Source organism: Phormidium yuhuli AB48, from assembly GCF_023983615.1.
Taxonomy (GTDB): domain Bacteria; phylum Cyanobacteriota; class Cyanobacteriia; order Cyanobacteriales; family Geitlerinemataceae; genus Sodalinema; species Sodalinema yuhuli.
Genome location: NZ_CP098611.1, coordinates 2,064,837 through 2,082,172 on the forward strand (window position 1 = coordinate 2,064,837; position 17,336 = coordinate 2,082,172).

Here is a 17,336-nt window from a genome sequence, read left to right on the forward strand (position 1 = left end):
GAAGGCGATAGGGGATGGGTGAATATTGCCTCCTTAGGGGAGATTTGACTGAACCACTCTCAAAATTATCATAAATCGGGTTTGTCCCCCTTCCCTGGGGCGGGGAGGGGGCTAATTTAGCACGAATGACCGAGAGGGGGACTATCTTAGCCCGCTTTGGCAAAGGCTTGGTCGAAGTCGGCTTTGATGTCCTCGATATGTTCCAAGCCGACAGACACCCGGACCATGGCCGGGGAGATTCCCGCAGCGGCTTGTTCGGTTTCGTCGAGTTGCTGGTGGGTGGTGGAGGCAGGATGAATCACCAGGGTTTTGGCATCTCCCACATTGGCGAGGTGAGAGGCTAGTTGCACATTATTGATAAAGCTGCGACCGGCTTCTAAGCCTCCTTTAATCCCGAAACTCAACACACAACCAAATCCATGATTGAGGTATTTTTTCGCCTGTTTATGATAGGCGTGTTTCGGCAGTCCGGGATAGCTGACCCAATCCACTTTGGGATGTTTTTCCAGCCATTTTGCCAAGGCTAAGGCATTCTCGGTATGGCGATCGACCCGTAACGAAAGGGTTTCTAATCCTTGCAACAACAAGAAAGCGTTAAAGGGACTCAGACAGGGACCCAAATCTCGTAACCCTTCTACGCGGGCCCGGATAATAAAGGCGATATTGCCAAAGGGACCGTCGGGACCAAAGACTTCTTGGAAGTTCAAGCCATGATAGCCTTCAGAGGGTTCGGTGAACATGGGAAATTTGCCGTTCCCCCAGTTGAAGTTCCCCGAGTCGACAATCACGCCACCGATGGAGGTTCCATGGCCGCCAATCCACTTTGTGGCGGATTCCACCACAATATCGGCCCCGTGGTCGATGGGACGACAGAGATACCCGGCGCAACCGAAGGTATTATCGACAATCAGCGGGATGTCATTCTCATGGGCGATCGCCGCCAACGCCTCTAAATCGGGGATGTTAAATTTAGGGTTGCTGAGACTCTCGACGTAGATGGCTTTGGTGTTCTCGTCGATTTGTTCCCCGAAGGCTTTGGGATCATCGCTGTCCACAAATTTGACATTTACGCCAAGACGTGGGAAAGCGACCTTGAATTGATTATAGGTGCCGCCATAGAGGGTGGAGGTGGAGACGATATTGTCCCCTGCCTGACAGATATTATTGATGGCCAGGAACTGGGCCGCCTGGCCGCTGGCGGTGGCCAGGGCCATGACTCCCCCTTCTAGGGCGGCGATGCGTTTTTCAAACACATCCGTGGTGGGGTTCATGATTCGGGTGTAGATATTCCCGAACTTCTTGAGGGCGAACAAATCCGCACCGTCGTCCGCATCCTCAAACACATAGGAGGTGGTTTGATAGATGGGAACCGCCCGGGCGTTGGTTCCGGGGGCGGGGGTTTGTCCGGCGTGGATTTGGAGGGTTTCGTAGCGGTGTTGATTGGCTTCTGACATTAAACCGTTCCTGATTGAAGTGAGTGGTGTTCGGGGTAGTGGGGGAACAGCGTCTCGCTTGGGGCCAATGTATTTTACGGGATTGAGTTCCTCGGAACAATGGAATCTGTCAGGGTTGATACGTTTTGTTGCAATTGTCCCTTAGGAATTGGGGGACACCTGTTTGGGTTGTCCCGTTTCGGGATCGAGCGATCGCAAGGCTTGCGCCCATTTCAGCGCCAGGCTAATTTCAGTAAAGGGAACCTGAATCGGGCCCGCTTCGCCCCGTTGGAAACAAAGGCTAACGGTACGACTGCTTTTAGGAGGATGGGCCTCATTAATGGGATTGCCATTCACCTCCACCTCAATGGCCGTAACCTCCGTCAAGGAGAACTCCTGCATCTCCACCACCCCAGTCCGGCTGGATTTCCCCCACACCAGGCGATCGCCCCGTTGTCCCAAGACGGCTAAGATATCGTATTTAGCGCGATCGAAGCCCTTGGCCCAACGTTGATAGGCTTCCACTTTCCGAAACTCATTCCAGCCCGCCCAAGCCAAACCAAAAAACAACACCAGCAAGGGCAACCAAAGTAAACCGCGTTCCATAACTCTCTTAAAAACTGCTTCCCCCATTGTCCCCCGTTCGGGGCCCACTCGTGATGCGTTATCTTGGGAGAACATTCAGAAGTCTTCATCATCACCTGTCCCGTCTCGGGTGTCGCCGAATCGCACAACCGCACAACCCCGTCGGTTGTACATCCACCAAAACCAGTTTAAGACCATGAAAAATTTTCTACTCACTTGCCTATTTTTCCTAGGCTTGGGGTGGGCCTTAGCGACCTTCTCAGGACTCGCCAATCAAGGAACCTACGAGTCCCTGATTCTCAACTTCCGCGATGACCTCTCCTCAGCCGAGGTCAGCCAGCAGTTAGAGGAGATGTCGCAACAGTTCAACCTCAGCCCCCGTCTCAATAGCGAATTTTCTCAGCGAGATCACATTTATATTGTCGAGGGCGATCGCGAGGTCTTGCGGGAACTGCGTCGCCAATTCCGGCCCTACTTGCAGTTCGCCGAACCCAACTATATTTATGGGGTTCCCGAGAAGCCGATTCAATCCAGCTTTGACGGAACCGCCATTCCGGGACTGTCCAAGTCCTATCCCAACGACCCCCTCTATTCCAAACAATGGAACCTCAAAGCCATTAACGTGGAAGGGGCCTGGGCTGACAGTACCGGCGACGAGGTCATCGTCGCGGTGATTGATACCGGGATTCTCCAAGTGGCCGACTTAGAGGGAACCGAGTTTGTCGAAGGCTACGATTTCGTCAACGATCGCGTCAATGCCGATGATGACAATGGCCACGGAACCCATGTGGCCGGAACCATTGCCCAAACCACCGATAACGAGTTCGGCGTGGCGGGGATTGCCCATCAGGCCAAACTGATGCCCCTGAAAGTTCTCAGTAAACAGGGCGGCGGGACGGTCAGTGATATTGCTGAGGCTATCCGCTTTGCCGCTGACCATGATGCCGATGTCATTAACCTGAGTTTAGGGGGAAGTGGCGAGAGTCATCTGATGCGCGATGCGATCGACTATGCCCATCGTAAAGGAGTGGTGGTCATCGCTGCTGCTGGCAATGCCAATCAAAATAGTGCCGGCTATCCCGCCCGCTATCCCCGCGTCTTAGGGGTGGCTGCCAGTAACGCCGCCGGAGACAAGGCCCCCTACTCCAACTTTGGCGCTGGGGTGGATATTTCTGCCCCCGGCGGTGATACCCGCAATGGGGAAACCGGGGGGATTCTCCAACATACCCTCAATCCTCAAGATGGGTCAGCGGTCTTTGCCGCCTTTCAGGGAACCAGCATGGCCTCCCCTCACGTGGCTGCTGTAGCGGCGTTGGTGAAAGCCACCGGGGTTGAGAGTCCCGATGAGGTGATGCAAATCCTTAAGGAGTCGGCCCGTCCGGTGGAAGAGGATAGTTTTAACCATTTTGGTGCTGGTCATCTCGATGCGGCCTCCGCTGTCCAGTTGGCGGTGAAAGGCCAGTTGAATTTCCGCGACTTTTTCCGTTGGTTACGGGATAACGGCTATCTGAACCCCCGCTTCTGGATTGATGGGGGAACCATCGCCCTGATTCCCAAGTTAGCGATGGTGATTGGGTCCTATTTGCTGGCCTGGTTGCTACGCAATTACTTCCCCTTCCGCTGGAATTGGAATCTGTCTACCGGCTTGGTGATGGGAAGTTCGGGTATTTTTATTCTCCGTAGCTTCTATGTCTTTGACTTGCCCCAATGGCCCTTACGGCTAGCGGGGAGTTCCCTACCGGAGTTAGGGACAGCGGTTCAGGGGAATCCGGCCTTGAACCCGATTTTTGCCAGTGTCTTGATTCCAGGGGTGCTGCTGGTGTTGCTGTTGGGCCATGCACAACGGAAGTGGTGGGCCATTGGTGCAACCCTTGGGGTGGCCAGTTGTTTGGCCGTGAGTGCGGTGGTAGACCCTGAGTTAGTTTGGCTGGGCAGTGGCTGGCTGGCCCGGGGCTTCTTGGCGGTGAATGCGATCGCCTGTTGGATGTTGGCCCGATTGGCCGCGAAACCCGGAGGAATTACGGCATGAAACTAACTGGAGTCGTCAAACACGTCGCCATGGGAACTGGGGCCTGGACCCTGGAAACGGGGACAGGCCAAGTCTATGAACTCCATGAAAGCACCCCATCAGAGGTTTTAAAGCCGGGTCAGTCCGTCACCCTAGAGGGAACTGTCCGTGATGATGTGATGACCCTCGCGGCCCTAGGACCGGTGTTTGAGGTGAAATCCTTCCAACTGGGACCTGAATCTTAGGTCGCTCATCGACAGGGTAATGAATTCTTTAAAAAACACTTTGGACCTAAAAAATCCAAGGTGTTTTTATTTTTTGCGTAAAACCAACTAGAGTCAATACGTAAAAATACGCAGAAAATATACTGATACTTTTGCGAGCTTTTGATGAGTTTCAAACACAAAATTACGTCAATCCAGAGATTAGCAAGGATTTAAGGAAAATAGCCGTATTTCTTTCCAGCAAAGGTATCTAGCCTTTACACTCCGTAAGCAAAATTGATTTTTTGCTTTATAAAGCTTGTGTAAAGCTCTAGTCTAAAGACAATAAAGTTTTGATGAACTCTTGGCAAAATGGGAGACAGTACAGAAATTGTCCCTTAGGATGAGAATGTGAAAAGAAACACCACTTGAACGAAGGCGACGACCCAGAACTCGGTTCGCTTTCTAAACCTAAACTATTTAGAATGGAGCCATTCCCAATGAAACTCTTTAACTCAACCCTGGTGGGCCTGTCCGTTGCCACCGTCGCCTCCTTAACTCTTGGTGTAGAAGCGGCGAGTGCTGACCTGGTCGCCCAAGGAACCTGTGACATCGCTAACCTAACCGGAACCACGGACTGCGAAGGGATTTATCGCGGCAACGATTCCAATAGCATCACCACCAGCACTGAGATGTTCGGCAAGACCGGTTGGTCTGAATTGTGGAAAGTTGATGACAGCAGCGGCACCACAGGCCCCCTCACCGTTGCTCTAAATAACGCGGGTCAGGAAACCTCCGGGACTTGGACACTCTCTGAAGACTTTAACTTCGACCTCTACGACTCTGTCATGTTCGTCCTCAAAGGCGGTCCAACCTTTACTGCTTACAAGTCTGACGGCGTAACCATGTCGGGAACTTGGAACACGGATGACTTACGTAATGGTGGTGGACGTGTCGGACCTGGATTGTCTCACTTCACCGTCTGGACAACTGGAACTGGAAGTGGTGGTAATAGTTCCGAACCGACCCCAGTTCCCGAACCTGCGGCTCTCCTCGGTTTAGGTTCCGTTGCCTTAGCGTCCCGGTTCCTGCGCCGCAAGTCAGAAGACGCTTAGGTCTCTTGGGTGTTCAGACCTCTAGCCTAGTTTAGCGGCTCAGGCCCTTCACAATTTTAAAGGCGCTCCATCTTCTCTCCATACCCCCCGATTTAGGTCGGGGGGTTTTTTAGCGTCACTTTTGCGTAGATACACAGTGAAATATGTCAAAATGCCCATGAATGGGAGTGTGAGTTAGAGAATAGTTCTTGAAGCTTGCATGAAGACACGCAGGGAAAATTATGAAGTTTCAATGAAATTTGCGTAGCTTTGGCTACATACTAGAATGATTGGGCTAAAATTCCTGTAGAAATACGTAAATTCTAGACCAAAGCCTACCGTTGCGGTTTTCTCTAAGTATTTTCCTTGATACCCCTTTTAGGATGTCCCGAACATGAAACGACTGAACTCAACCACGACAACCCTCTGCGGCGTTGCTGTTGCCACTGTCACCTCCTTCTCCATTGGTGTCGAATCCGCAAATGCCCTATTCCATATCTCCGGTACAACCTGCTCGACTGATAACTTCACGGAATCTACTTGCGGACAGGGAACCTTAACAATACCCCTGGCCTGTCTAACTTCATTGTTTGGGGACGCATCAAGGATGATGACCATGAGACTGTTCCTGAACCCGCTGCTCTCCTCGGTTTAGGCGCGATCGCCCTAGCCTCCCGCCGCCTCCGCCGCAAGTCTGACGACGCATAACATCCAGCCACAAGGTTAGATACTAACTCGGTGAACTCACGCCCCCAAGTTACGGTTGGGGGCGTTTTTGTGGAGTCATTGCGGGAGCTTGCCGGGAGGGTCTGCAAAATGTGAGAATGCTGGAGTAGTTCGACCGTCACAGTCTCGAAACCCTATGGCCAGTCAATCCCCCATCCCTGTCGTTGTCAACGGTGCTGCCGGAAAAATGGGCCGCGAAGTCGTCAAAGCCGTTGCCCAAGCCGAAGATATGATGCTTCTCGGGGCAGTGGATACCAACCCCAACGTGGCGGGCCAGGATGTGGGGGAGGTGGCCGGCTGTGGTCCCCTGGAAGTGCCGATTCTCAGTGACTTGCAAAGTACCTTGGTCATGGCCACCCAGGAACAAACCCAAGGAGTGATGGTCGATTTCACCCATCCCAGTGGGGTTTATGAGAATATCCGGGCGGCGATCGCCTATGGGGTGCGTCCGGTGGTGGGAACCACGGGACTAAGTCCTGAGCAAATCCAAGATTTAGGGGAGTTTGCCGAGAAAGCCAGTACCGGTTGTCTGATTGTTCCCAATTTCTCTATTGGTGTCGTCCTGATGCAGCAGGCGGCGATCCAAGCCTCGAAATACTTTGACCATGTGGAGATTATCGAACTCCATCATAATCAAAAAGCCGATGCCCCTTCGGGAACCGCGATCAAAACGGCTGAAATGTTGGGAGAACTGGGTAAACGCTATAACCCAGCCGCCGTAGAGGAAGAGGAGAAGTTACAGGGGGCCCGAGGGAGTGTGGGCCAAGACAATATCCGTATTCATAGTGTCCGCCTTCCGGGACTGATTGCGCACCAAGAGATTCTCTTTGGGGCTCCCGGTCAAGTCTATACCCTACGCCACGATACGAGCGATCGCGCCTGTTATATGCCCGGCGTTCTCCTCTCGATTCGTCAAGTTACCCAACTCACCTCCTTGGTGTACGGTCTGGAGAAGATTATTTAAGGTCAGGTTCCCCTAAGAGTGCCACCCCTCCGGTCAACTTTTATCATTCTCCGTAAACTAGAGATAGTCTATCCTGTCGATTTAAGTCGGAATCGACGGAGTACTTGGTGACGGTTCTGACGGACACTGAGGCGATCGCACTCGGAAGATACAACATGGTCGAAATTCTCGCCGCCTTGTCTGCATCCGCTGCGGCTGGCCTGAGAATTGGCCTCCCCCTGCTGATGATTGGCTTGGTGAAAACCAATCTTTGGTCAGATGTGCCACTTCTCTCTAATTTCTCTCCCTCCCTAGTGGTGGGAGTTCTAGCCGCTTGGTCTTGTTTTGAACTCTTGGCCTCAAAACAACTCCTGGGGCAACGAGTGTTACAAATCCTGCAATTGATATTTTCACCCATCGCCGGGGCAATTGTCGGCATGGCCGTGGCTCAACTGGCGGACATTGAAGATTGGCAAATTGGCGTGATTGGGATTGTCGGCGGACTGCTGGCCTTAGTCTTGCAACTGGTGCAAACCGGTTGGTTTTTCCGGCTGCGGGGACTCCCCATCTGGGCAATTTGGCTACAAGATGCCCTCTCGGTTATCCTAGTCCTCTTTGCCTTTGATGCTCCACAACAGGGGGGATTGATTGCCCTGCTGCTGTTATGGCTGGCCATACGCAGTTCCTCCGCCTGGTATCGTTGGCATCGTCAGGAACGCTACAAACGCCGCCTGATGCAACATGCGGAATATCAAGAAGCCTTACAGGATGAGGAAAACCAACAAACTTAGGAAAATTTCTGGGATTTTTCTAAATTCTCCGGAATCCCTGCCTCACGGACGAAAGTAAAAGATAGGTAGATGCACCCTGATGATTCCACCCCGGCGATTACACCCCGCCGGGGTTTTTTTGTTTTTGTCTCAAACCTTGCCTCAAAAGGGCCATCGCAGCCAGCGACGGAGACTGTTGGAGAGGCGATCGCCCAAGGTAATCTCATCCAGCCAGGTGGCCTCATTCGCGGCCCATTCATCCACCACCACTCGCCCCAGGGGGGTTAAGCGAAAACTATCGGTAATTCCCTGGCCATCCACCTCTCGCCGCAAAACCCCCACGTTAATTAGCCACAATAAGTCATTCTCTGCGGCCAGTTCCCCGAGGGGATAACGGCTATAGCCTTGCTTGACGCCCTCCTCCCCGACAATCTTTTCTAAGAAAATCCCTTGTTGACGAAAGTCTTGATACAGTTTCAGGGTAAAGGGGGCGCAACGGAGGGCCCGGCGGGCGCGATCAAGGCTGGTTGGGGAATGGGGAATAGGGGTAGCCGGCGGAAGCGTCATAACTCGTGGGACTGGGGGACATCTACCCTGTATTCTAGAGGAACATAGGGGCGATCGCTCCCAGGTCGTCCTGTCTGTCCTGCTCGTTATTGTTGTCTGTTCGGGTTCCCATGTCCATTGTTGTTGCCAGCTTCTATCAATTTGTCCCCCTTGATAATCTCGATAGCCTGCGATCGCAGCTTCTGGAGTTGGGGGGTGATGGCCATCTCAAAGGAACCCTCATTCTCGCCCCTGAAGGCATCAACGCCACCGTCGCCGGCCCCCCAATGGCGATCGAAGCTCTCATAGACACCCTGCGCCAAATGCCCCAATTCCAGGGCTTAGAACGCCTAGAGTATAAAGAGTCTCAACATCAAACTCCCCCCTTCCAACGCTTCAAAGTTCGCATCAAACCGGAAATTGTCACCTTCAAACAAGAGGATATCAACCCTCAAGACACCGTCGGAACCTACATTCAAGCAACAGACTGGAATCAACTTATCTCAAATCCCGACGTGACCCTCATCGATACTCGCAATGAGTTTGAAGTCGAAATGGGGACCTTCAAAGGAGCGAAAAACCCCAAGACCGCGTCCTTTACCGAGTTTCCAGACTATATCAAAGAGGAACTAGACCCCGAGACAACCCCAAAAGTCGCCATGTTTTGCACCGGTGGCATTCGCTGTGAAAAAGCCACATCCTACCTCTTAAAACAGGGATTTAAAGAGGTCTATCACCTCAAAGGAGGCATTCTTAAATACCTAGAAGACGTCCCAGAAGAGGAAAGTTTATGGGAGGGGGACTGTTTTGTCTTCGATGAGCGAGTGGCGGTGCGACATGGCCTCGAACCGGGGGAATATGAACTCTGTCTCAGTTGTGGACATCCCCTCTCCCCAGACGAGCGCAACTCTCCCCACTACGACTGGGGGATTTCCTGTCCCCATTGTTACGAACATCTCAGTGACGAGAAACGCCGCCGCCGAGAGGAAAAAGTCCGTCAGTTACAGCTTCAACGCCAACGTCAAGCCGTCAGCGAGGGGAATCAGACTTAAGGAGATGCGATCGTCCTCATGAAGCTGATGATTAAACGCACGAATCGCCTCCGTGCGTTTATCGCTCACCGTTGCATCCGCCACACGCCCGGACCATAGAACATTATCGATCGCAATCAGTCCCCCTGTTCGCACCAATTGCAAACAGGACTCATAATACTTGCCATAATTGCGCTTATCAGCATCAATAAAGGCAAAATCGAAACTTTCCCCCTCTCCAGCGTTGAGAAGTTCCTCTAACGTCTCTAAGGCGGGTCCTAGGCGGGATTCAATCTTCTGGGCAACCCCCGCTTGTTGCCAATAGCCCCGGGCGATCGCCGTTGTGGTTTCATCGATATCACAAGTCAGCAGTCGGCCCTCTGGGGGCAGGGCCAGGGCCACGGCCAAGGCACTATAGCCGGTAAAGGTTCCAATTTCTAAGGTTTTCCGCGCCCCTAAAAGCTGCACCAGTAGGGCCATAAACTGACCCTGCTCCGGGGCAATCTGCATCCGCGCGCCGGGGAGTTGGACCGTTTCCTGCCGCAATTGTTGCAAAACGGGGTGTTCTCGGAGGGAGGTATTGAGGAGATAGTCGTAGAGTTGGGGCGATAAGCCGAGGGTTTTAGGAGACATGGGGGGAGAGGCAAGAGGCAAGAGGCAACAGGCAAGAGGGAGGAGAAGGCAATAGGCAGTATAACCCACCCCTAACCCCTCCCAGGAGGGGAAGGCAATAGGCAATAGGGGCAGACGGCAACAGGCAATTAGAAGCGTGCGATCGCATCCCCGACCGATTTAACTTTGACTCATGCTGTTTGCTATCTGTGCTAAAATCATGCCAATAAATCTGGCTTTTGACAAGGTTTACCTGAACGTTGAGACTCCTCAGCCTTTGTATCTATGAAACAAGAAAGTTTGTTGCTACGCGAGTGCCTAGACCATCTAAATGCCTTACCCGATATCGAGGCAAAAAACGGCAATAAAAACTGTATTACTATCCGTAATTGTGATGAATTAGTGGATTATGTATACAAAATCCAGCCAGATGTTACAGGTACAATGGCTGAACTCATAAGTCCTTATTTTCAACGATTTAAACGAGATAAGGGAGAAAAAATATTACTAATTACTCGCTACTTATCCAACCCTGCTATCAATATTTTGCTAAAAGAAAATATAGAGTTTATCGATGCAGCAGGTAATATGTATCTCAATACTCCAGGCATTTATATTCTAATTCGCGGTCAACGTCGGACAAAAGGGAAACCTTTATCTCGTTCCAAGATTACCGTCACAACACTTAAACTCATCTATATTTTATTAAAAAATCCTCACATATTACAGACAAACGTGAGAGATATTGCTATAGCTTCTGGTATTGCACCATCAACAGTGAGTCGCAGTCTTAAGGTTTTATATAATTTGGAGTATTTACAACGGCAACGAGATGGTAACTATCGAATTTTAAATTATCCAAAACTTTTAGAGCGCTGGGAAATGGGCTACGCTGAAAGTCTTCGCCCAAAGCTAACAGTCGAAGCTTTTACGCCCGTAGGAGAGAGAAGCTTTTTCGATGTAGCAGAGCGTATTATTGAAGGAGCGAAAGAGGGTGATTTTTTGTTAGGTGGAGAACTGGGGGCGGCGATCGCAACGGATTATCTTCGTCCTCAAAGCGCGACATTACATTTAAATGAGAGCAATCTCCAAACATCGGCAAAATCACAAGCCATGACAATCGCAGCAAAAATGAGGCTTAAGCCTAGTCCAAAAGGAAATATCGTCTTTGTCCAGCAATTTGGTACGCAGAATAACTGGAGTGAGGATGGGATGGAAACCCTCGCAGATCCCTTACTACTTCATGCAGAGTTGCTGTTAATTGCCGATGAGCGATCGCAAGAAACTGCGGAGCGCCTTTACCGGAAATATATTGCCGAGAGAGATGAAAATGCTTGACCCAAAAGAAAAACAGGTTTTAGCCGATCTTAAGGCTGTACTAGATTCTCTAGATTTGCGCGGGATACTGTCTCCATCCTCTCAAGACAATACCTAATTCGAGCTTTATGGCCGATCGCAGCCCGATTTGCGAGTCTGGGGACTGAGTGACGTCGTCTGAAGTAGAGGCAAAAGGGGGGAGGGGATGCCGTGAGGGGTTAAAATGAGAGTCGATTGACTATGTTAAAGCGTTGTAGGGTTTTTATCACGGGATGGATACTACAGATAAGCGGATTGAACTCCCCGATGATTTGGAGGATGCGATCGCCCAGGCGAAGGCGGCGACGAAAGCGGCCCTGGAGGATGGCTATCGGCTGATCCAAGTTGAGATCGTCTATCCAGAACTGAAGGCCCAACCTATCGCTGAAACCTTTATCCCCGTTTTGACGGAAATGGGTTATACCCTTAAAGTGATGTTCCCGGATACCGGTGCGGCAGCCTTGGCGCGGCGGGATTGGGGAGATACTCCCTTCAAGATTACCGATGTGGGGAGTCGTCGCCTTCCGGTTACCAGTCAGATGGAGGAGACGGATGAGTGCTATCTGTTGGTGGAACCCTCGGATGTGGAAATCGAACAGGTGGAGAAACTGGCCAACGAAGCCGGCGATCGCCCGGTAATCCTCCTCCTCCCCCGCCTCGAAAGTGTCGCCACCGTTGGCATTGGCTACGCCGCCCGCCAGTTACGGGAACGCTTCCTGAGCAAAATCACCTCATGTTATTATGTTCGTCCTCTCCCCGGTGGGGCCCTGTTACGGATTTATCCCTCACCCTGGATTGTCTGGAGCTTAAACGAGGATAATCAATATGAGGTGTTAACGGAAATGTCCTACAAACCCGTCGGCGAGGAACTTGAACGTCTGCTAATGGGTGAAGAACTCGAACCAGAGTCTTCTGAAGCGGCTGAGGCGGATCCAGGCGCATCCCCCAATCCCAGCAAACCCAAATCCCGAGGCTTGTTTGCCGAAGTACAACGTTTCATCCGCGCCTTAACTCAATAGTCAGCTCACCCTAAATTCTTACCGGAAGAGAGCAATCACCCCCTCGGCGATCGCTTGGGGAACACACCTCGACTATCGTTCGGTGCGCCCCTAAATCTTTCCGACTGCTTTCTTCCCCCCTACTGCTATCCTCCTGGGAGGGGCAGAGGTGGGTTATCCCTCTTGCTGCTATCCCCTCCTGGGAGGGGCAGGGGTGGGTTATCCCTCTTGCCTCTTGCCTCTTGCCTTTTGCCTTCTCCCCCCTATGCCAGACTTACAAGACGAACTGATTGAAGTTCTCCAAGAACCCCCAGATTTAGACTTCGATCTGCCCAACCCCGAAGATGAGGATTTGCCAGATTTTGAGTTTTTGCAACAAGTCGATCGCGCCTGGCTGGTGTGCGATCGCTTTAATTTGCAGACGGACATTTGGCGAGGGCGGATTTTGCGGGCCGTGCGCGATCGCGAAAAAATTGGCGGCGAGGGACGGGGGAAAGGCTTTCTCAAATGGCTCAGCGAACGGGAAATCAGCAAAAGTCAAGCCTATTCCCTGATTGAACTGGCCAATAGTGCCGATACCCTGCTCGAACAAGGTAAACTCGACCCCAACAGCATCAATAACTTCAGTAAGCGGGCCTTTGTCGAAACCGCCAACTCTCCCGTTGAGGTGCAACAACTGGTAGCCTCAGCGGCCCAGGATGGCGATCGCATCACCCGCCGCGAAGTCAAACAACTCTCCGATGAGTGGATGGCCATGACATCGGAGTTATTACCCGAAGAAGTCCGGGATTTAGCAGCAGATCATTCCCTACCCGCTCGTCATGTGGCCCCCTTAGTTCGGGAACTGGAAAAACTCCCAGAAAACCATCTCAAAGAAATTCAACGGGAAGCCGCCGCCAGTCCCGACGTAGAGACGTTGAAACAACTCACCACCGAGGCCCGCAATCTCTCAAAATATATTGATGCCGCCTCTCAGGTGCAAACCCTGCAAGATCCGGCTCTGGATTTAGAGATGGCCCTAGAAGAAGCCTTACGCATTGGCTCCTTAAGTGTCGCCTCAGATTTAGTCAAACAGGCGGCCCAACTCGAACAAACCGTAACGAAACTCTACACCACCTGGAAGCGTCTCTCTAGCCAAGCCGATCGCCTCTATGTGGATACTGGGGCCAGTACCCCCAACCTGCGATCGCTCATCACCATTGTCGAACGCATCAGTGGCCCCGTCATCGAAGTTCCCCTCGATGAACATGGCGAACACAGCGTTCGTCTACAAATCCTGAGCGACTAACCCAACCCCCGCAAACCAAGGCAGTGCATTCCCCTCCCTCCTGCCTCTTGCCTATTGCCTCTTGCCTCTTGCCTCTTGCCTTCTATTCCCTATCCCCCATGCCCCCTATTCTCATTACTGGAGGAGCCGGATTTATCGGCTCAAACTTTGTTCGCTACTGGTGTCAAAAACATCCAGATGCCCCGGTTGTGGTTCTCGATGCCCTCACCTATGCGGGAAATCGCGCTACTCTTGCCGACTTAGAACAACAGGGTAAACTCACCTTTGTTCAGGGTAATATCTGCGATCGCCCGCTCGTAGATCGCCTTCTGAGGGACCATGACATCGAAATTGTGGCCCATTTCGCCGCTGAATCCCATGTCGATCGCTCAATCCTCGGGCCCGAAGCCTTTATCCAAACCAATGTTGTGGGGACGTTCACCCTCCTAGAAGCCTTCCGTCAGCATTACAGCCAACATCAACGGGGGCGATTTCTCCATGTCTCCACCGATGAAGTGTATGGAAGTCTTGGCCCAGAGGATCCCCCTTTCTCAGAAACCACTCCCTACGCACCCAATAGTCCCTATTCTGCCTCCAAAGCCGGAAGTGATCATCTCGTCCGCTCCTATTTCCATACCTACGGCCTGCCGACACTCATCACTAACTGTTCCAATAATTACGGGCCCTATCACTTCCCTGAGAAACTGATTCCCCTGATGTGTATCAATATTCTCCTCGGGAAGCCTCTCCCCGTCTATGGCGACGGGCAAAACGTGCGGGATTGGCTTTATGTGGAAGACCATTGTAGCGCCCTGGATACCGTCATTCTCAAGGGATTGCCCGGGCAAACCTATAATGTTGGTGGCAACAATGAAGTCAAAAACTTGGATCTCGTCCAGTTACTGTGCAACTTAATGGATGAGATGGCTCCTAACCTGCCCGTCCGCCCCAGTCAAGAATTGATAACATTTGTCCGCGATCGCCCAGGACATGATCGACGCTATGCCATTAACGCCGGTAAAATCAAGACTGAACTGGGATGGCAGCCATCTGTCACCGTTGAAGAAGGCTTACGGCGAACGGTGAGCTGGTATCTCAGTCATGAAGACTGGTGGAAACCCTTACTATCGGAAGATTACCAGAACTACTATAACCAGGTTTATGGGGCAGACTCAGCTCCAACCTCCACCTGAACCGAGAGACTACCATGAAGAGAGGGAAGTGTTCCTACGTGATTCACGGCGCTCCCCCTTCTTCCGTACGTTAGGATCAATTGGATATGTCCCATGGTCTTCTAATGCCTCTCAAGCAACGGATACAACGACTGAGCAGTCAAGTTCCGTTGCGCCTCATTTTGGTGGTTCCCTTTCTCTTGGAAATTAGCCTAATTGTAGGATTAACAGGCTGGTTTTCCTTGCGTAAGGGCCGTGAGGCGGTTCACAATTTGGTCAGTCAACTCGCCCAAGAAAAGAGCGATCGCATCGAAACGGAGATTGCTAAGTTTCTTGAAATGCCCTTGACCGTGAATCAAATCACAGCTAGGGCAATTGAGCGCGATCGCATTGACGTGAGTAATGTTCGTAACTTGCAAGCGCTATTTTGGGACCAGCTGCAAAGTTTTCCTTCAATTAATGGGATTGGGTTTGGAGAGACCAATCAGGGACATTTTATTGGAATTGCCTCACGAGAAATCAACGAAACGACTGAGTATTACATTGAATTTGCCGATGACGAAACCAATGGTGATTTCATCAGTTTTTCAGTCGATGTTTTGGGACAGATGACCACCAGCCGTCTCATGCGGCAGGATTTCGACGCTCGCGATCGCCCTTGGTATCGACGAACCATCGGATTGGGTCACAGTAATTGGAGTCCTCTCTATCGTCCCATCAGTCAAGCTGCCGATAACTCCCTAGCCATTTCTGCCTCCCAACCCATTTATGATGAACGTCATGTGCTGTTAGGTGTCGCAACAGTCACCTTACAACTGCAATATATTAGTACAGTTCTTAAACAACTCGATATTGCCTATGATGGACAAGCCTATATCGTTGATTCAACCGGTCAGCTCATCGGCATTTCTGACGGAACCGACCCCCTCAGAGCTATCGCTTTAGATTCCCAATATTCAGAATATTTCGCGCGTCCCTATGCTCGCTATAGTAATCAACCGGTGATTGCTGAATCAGCTCACTACTTAGAATCTCGATTTGGTCATTGGAGTCAAATTGTAGAACAGAAAAACCTTTATTTTGAAACTGAACTAGAAAATTATTTTCTACAGGTGCGTTTAATTCGGGATAACTATGGTGTTCGCTGGCGTAGTGTGGTCATTATTCCTGAATCAAAGTTCATGGTAGAAATTGAAGCCAATCAGCGTCTAACCTTAGTGTTATGTGCGATCGCCCTCGTCATTGCCGCTGGCTTGGGTTGGCTAACGGCCCGCTGGCTAACTCGCCCTCTATTAAAACTGAGTGAAATCAGTCAAGATATCGCTCAGGGAAAGCGCGATCGTCCCATTCCAGAAGGGGGTATCCGAGAAATCAGTCAACTCTCAGACTCCTTTAGAGACATGGCTCAACAACTCCAAACTTCCTTCGACCTTCTCGAAGATAAAGTTGCCGAACGAACCGCTCAACTTCAGGAAGCTAAGCAACTTGCAGATGCAGCTAATGCCGCCAAAAGTAAGTTTATCGCGAACATGAGCCATGAATTGCGAACTCCTCTAAATGGGGTTCTTGGCTATGCCCAAATTTTAATGCACGCTCAACACCTAACCGCCTTAGAAGTTAAGCAACTCAACTCCCTCTATACCTGTGGCAATCATCTCCTTAGCCTGATTAACGATATTCTTGACTTTGCTAAAATTGAAGCGGGTGAACTTACAATTCATCCCAAAGTTGCCCATTTTGGTAAAGTATTAGATACCGTCATTGAGATTTGTCAAGTTAACGCCGATGAAAAATCCCTTAACCTAATTGTCACTCGTTCCCTAGACTTGCCCTCCTACGCATTTTTTGATGACAAACGGTTAAAGCAAGTCTTAATTAACCTATTGGGAAACGCAATTAAATTCACAGAACCCCAAGGGCAAGTCGAGTTTCGTATCCAGACCTGTAACCCTCTCATTTCCAAGCCAACACAAGAGCCCCCAACAGAAACTACCCCACAAAACTCCCTAGAAGTCAAATTTGAAATCATTGATACAGGAATTGGCATTGCTGATGGAGATATTGAACGAATTTTCCAACCCTTTGAACAAGTCAGTACCCCAGACCGGAACACCGATGGAACCGGATTAGGGTTAGTCATTGTGCAAGAAATTCTCAATCATATGGGAACAGAACTTCAGGTTAAATCTAAACTAGGGATAGGTAGTCACTTTAGCTTCAGCTTACATCTGAATACAGACTTTTGTGAACCTCTCCAACCCAATAGCGAGTCCGTGACCACCGCAACCCGAGACCAAAAACCCGTGGTAAGCCGCCCCACAGACGTCAGCACCCTCCCCCAGGAGTCCCATCTCGTTGAACTCTTACATCTTGCCAAGCGAGGCAGTTTAAATCGTCTGAGTCAGTACCTAGATACCCTAGAACTAGAAGATTCAAATTTCAGAAACTTTTGTCAGCATTATCGTCAACGAGTCCAAACCTTCCAAGTGCGCTCACTGGTGGAGGAACTGACTCAAGATCTCGAACTCAAGTCAGCATCTGACCCAGCACCAGACCGATTGCGCTAGCAATACAGTAAGATGGGATAGCATG

General features: G+C 50.9%; 17 protein-coding genes. 12 read left to right on the forward strand and 5 right to left on the reverse strand.

The features are described 5' to 3' along the window. Positions 1 to 146: 146 nt before the first annotated feature. Complete coding sequence (locus tag NEA10_RS08905; RefSeq protein ID WP_252664990.1) at positions 147 to 1,454, reverse strand: O-acetylhomoserine aminocarboxypropyltransferase/cysteine synthase family protein; 1,308 nt, start codon at positions 1,452 to 1,454, stop codon at positions 147 to 149. A 141-nt stretch (positions 1,455 to 1,595) separates the two neighbouring features. Further along, positions 1,596 to 2,039, reverse strand: a complete 444-nt coding sequence (locus tag NEA10_RS08910) for a hypothetical protein (protein ID WP_252664991.1) — start codon at positions 2,037 to 2,039, stop codon at positions 1,596 to 1,598. 175 nt (positions 2,040 to 2,214) lie between these two features. Here NEA10_RS08910 and NEA10_RS08915 point away from each other — a divergent pair, with 175 nt between their 5' ends. The 3 genes from NEA10_RS08915 (at position 2,215) to NEA10_RS08925 (ending at position 5,344) form a co-directional block, all read left to right on the forward strand. Further along, positions 2,215 to 4,047: a S8 family peptidase gene (locus NEA10_RS08915; protein ID WP_252664992.1), complete on the forward strand. Its 1,833-nt coding sequence runs from the start codon at positions 2,215 to 2,217 to the stop codon at positions 4,045 to 4,047. After that, a complete protein-coding gene (locus tag NEA10_RS08920; RefSeq protein ID WP_252664993.1) occupies positions 4,044 to 4,271 on the forward strand; it encodes a hypothetical protein in 228 nt (75 codons plus the stop codon). The genes NEA10_RS08915 and NEA10_RS08920 overlap by 4 nt, the downstream gene beginning before the upstream one ends. Before the next feature lie 458 nt (positions 4,272 to 4,729). Further along, positions 4,730 to 5,344 carry a PEP-CTERM sorting domain-containing protein gene (locus tag NEA10_RS08925; protein ID WP_252664994.1) on the forward strand — a complete coding sequence of 205 codons (615 nt, stop codon included), beginning with the start codon at positions 4,730 to 4,732 and terminating at the stop codon, positions 5,342 to 5,344. Positions 5,345 to 5,701: 357 nt separating this feature from the next. On the opposite strand, the gene NEA10_RS08930 is transcribed toward NEA10_RS08925, so the two are convergent. After that, positions 5,702 to 5,941, reverse strand: a complete 240-nt coding sequence (locus tag NEA10_RS08930; protein ID WP_252664995.1) for a hypothetical protein — start codon at positions 5,939 to 5,941, stop codon at positions 5,702 to 5,704. On the opposite strand from NEA10_RS08930, the gene NEA10_RS21095 reads away from it, so the two are divergent. The 3 genes from NEA10_RS21095 to NEA10_RS08940 all read left to right on the forward strand — a co-directional run bounded on the left by NEA10_RS21095 (position 5,864) and on the right by NEA10_RS08940 (position 7,783). Then, complete coding sequence (locus NEA10_RS21095; RefSeq protein ID WP_374111878.1) at positions 5,864 to 6,031, forward strand: PEP-CTERM sorting domain-containing protein; 168 nt, start codon at positions 5,864 to 5,866, stop codon at positions 6,029 to 6,031. The genes NEA10_RS08930 and NEA10_RS21095 overlap by 78 nt on opposite strands. A 154-nt stretch (positions 6,032 to 6,185) precedes the next feature. Beyond that, entirely contained in the window at positions 6,186 to 7,013 is an 828-nt protein-coding gene (gene dapB / locus NEA10_RS08935; RefSeq protein ID WP_252664996.1) for a 4-hydroxy-tetrahydrodipicolinate reductase, read from the forward strand. A 155-nt stretch (positions 7,014 to 7,168) separates the two neighbouring features. Then, on the forward strand, positions 7,169 to 7,783 hold the full coding sequence (locus tag NEA10_RS08940; protein ID WP_252664997.1) for a DUF4126 domain-containing protein: 615 nt from the start codon (positions 7,169 to 7,171) through the stop codon (positions 7,781 to 7,783). 141 nt (positions 7,784 to 7,924) lie between these two features. Here NEA10_RS08940 and NEA10_RS08945 read toward each other — a convergent pair whose 3' ends face one another. Continuing rightward, positions 7,925 to 8,329 (reverse strand): Npun_F0494 family protein, encoded by a 405-nt coding sequence (locus NEA10_RS08945; protein WP_252664998.1) that lies wholly within the window; start codon positions 8,327 to 8,329, stop codon positions 7,925 to 7,927. 110 nt (positions 8,330 to 8,439) lie between these two features. Here NEA10_RS08945 and trhO point away from each other — a divergent pair, with 110 nt between their 5' ends. Further along, on the forward strand, positions 8,440 to 9,360 hold the full coding sequence (gene trhO, locus NEA10_RS08950) for an oxygen-dependent tRNA uridine(34) hydroxylase TrhO (protein WP_252664999.1): 921 nt from the start codon (positions 8,440 to 8,442) through the stop codon (positions 9,358 to 9,360). Here trhO and NEA10_RS08955 read toward each other — a convergent pair. Beyond that, positions 9,310 to 9,972 carry a class I SAM-dependent methyltransferase gene (locus tag NEA10_RS08955; protein ID WP_252665000.1) on the reverse strand — a complete coding sequence of 221 codons (663 nt, stop codon included), beginning with the start codon at positions 9,970 to 9,972 and terminating at the stop codon, positions 9,310 to 9,312. The two genes, trhO and NEA10_RS08955, sit on opposite strands and share 51 nt — an antisense overlap. Positions 9,973 to 10,236: 264 nt before the next feature. Here NEA10_RS08955 and NEA10_RS08960 point away from each other — a divergent pair, with 264 nt between their 5' ends. The 5 genes from NEA10_RS08960 (at position 10,237) to NEA10_RS08980 (ending at position 17,311) form a co-directional block, all read left to right on the forward strand. Beyond that, the gene (locus NEA10_RS08960) at positions 10,237 to 11,289 is read left to right on the forward strand and encodes a type IV toxin-antitoxin system AbiEi family antitoxin (RefSeq protein WP_252665001.1); all 1,053 of its coding nucleotides are present in this window, start codon (positions 10,237 to 10,239) and stop codon (positions 11,287 to 11,289) included. Positions 11,290 to 11,540: 251 nt separating this feature from the next. Then, positions 11,541 to 12,326 (forward strand): DUF1995 family protein, encoded by a 786-nt coding sequence (locus tag NEA10_RS08965; protein WP_252665002.1) that lies wholly within the window; start codon positions 11,541 to 11,543, stop codon positions 12,324 to 12,326. A gap of 244 nt (positions 12,327 to 12,570) precedes the next feature. After that, complete coding sequence (locus tag NEA10_RS08970; protein ID WP_252665003.1) at positions 12,571 to 13,593, forward strand: hypothetical protein; 1,023 nt, start codon at positions 12,571 to 12,573, stop codon at positions 13,591 to 13,593. A 98-nt stretch (positions 13,594 to 13,691) separates the two neighbouring features. Continuing rightward, entirely contained in the window at positions 13,692 to 14,765 is a 1,074-nt protein-coding gene (gene rfbB, locus NEA10_RS08975; RefSeq protein WP_252665004.1) for a dTDP-glucose 4,6-dehydratase, read from the forward strand. Between the two features lie 86 nt (positions 14,766 to 14,851). Next, on the forward strand, positions 14,852 to 17,311 hold the full coding sequence (locus NEA10_RS08980) for a hybrid sensor histidine kinase/response regulator (protein WP_252665005.1): 2,460 nt from the start codon (positions 14,852 to 14,854) through the stop codon (positions 17,309 to 17,311). Positions 17,312 to 17,336 lie beyond the last annotated feature (25 nt).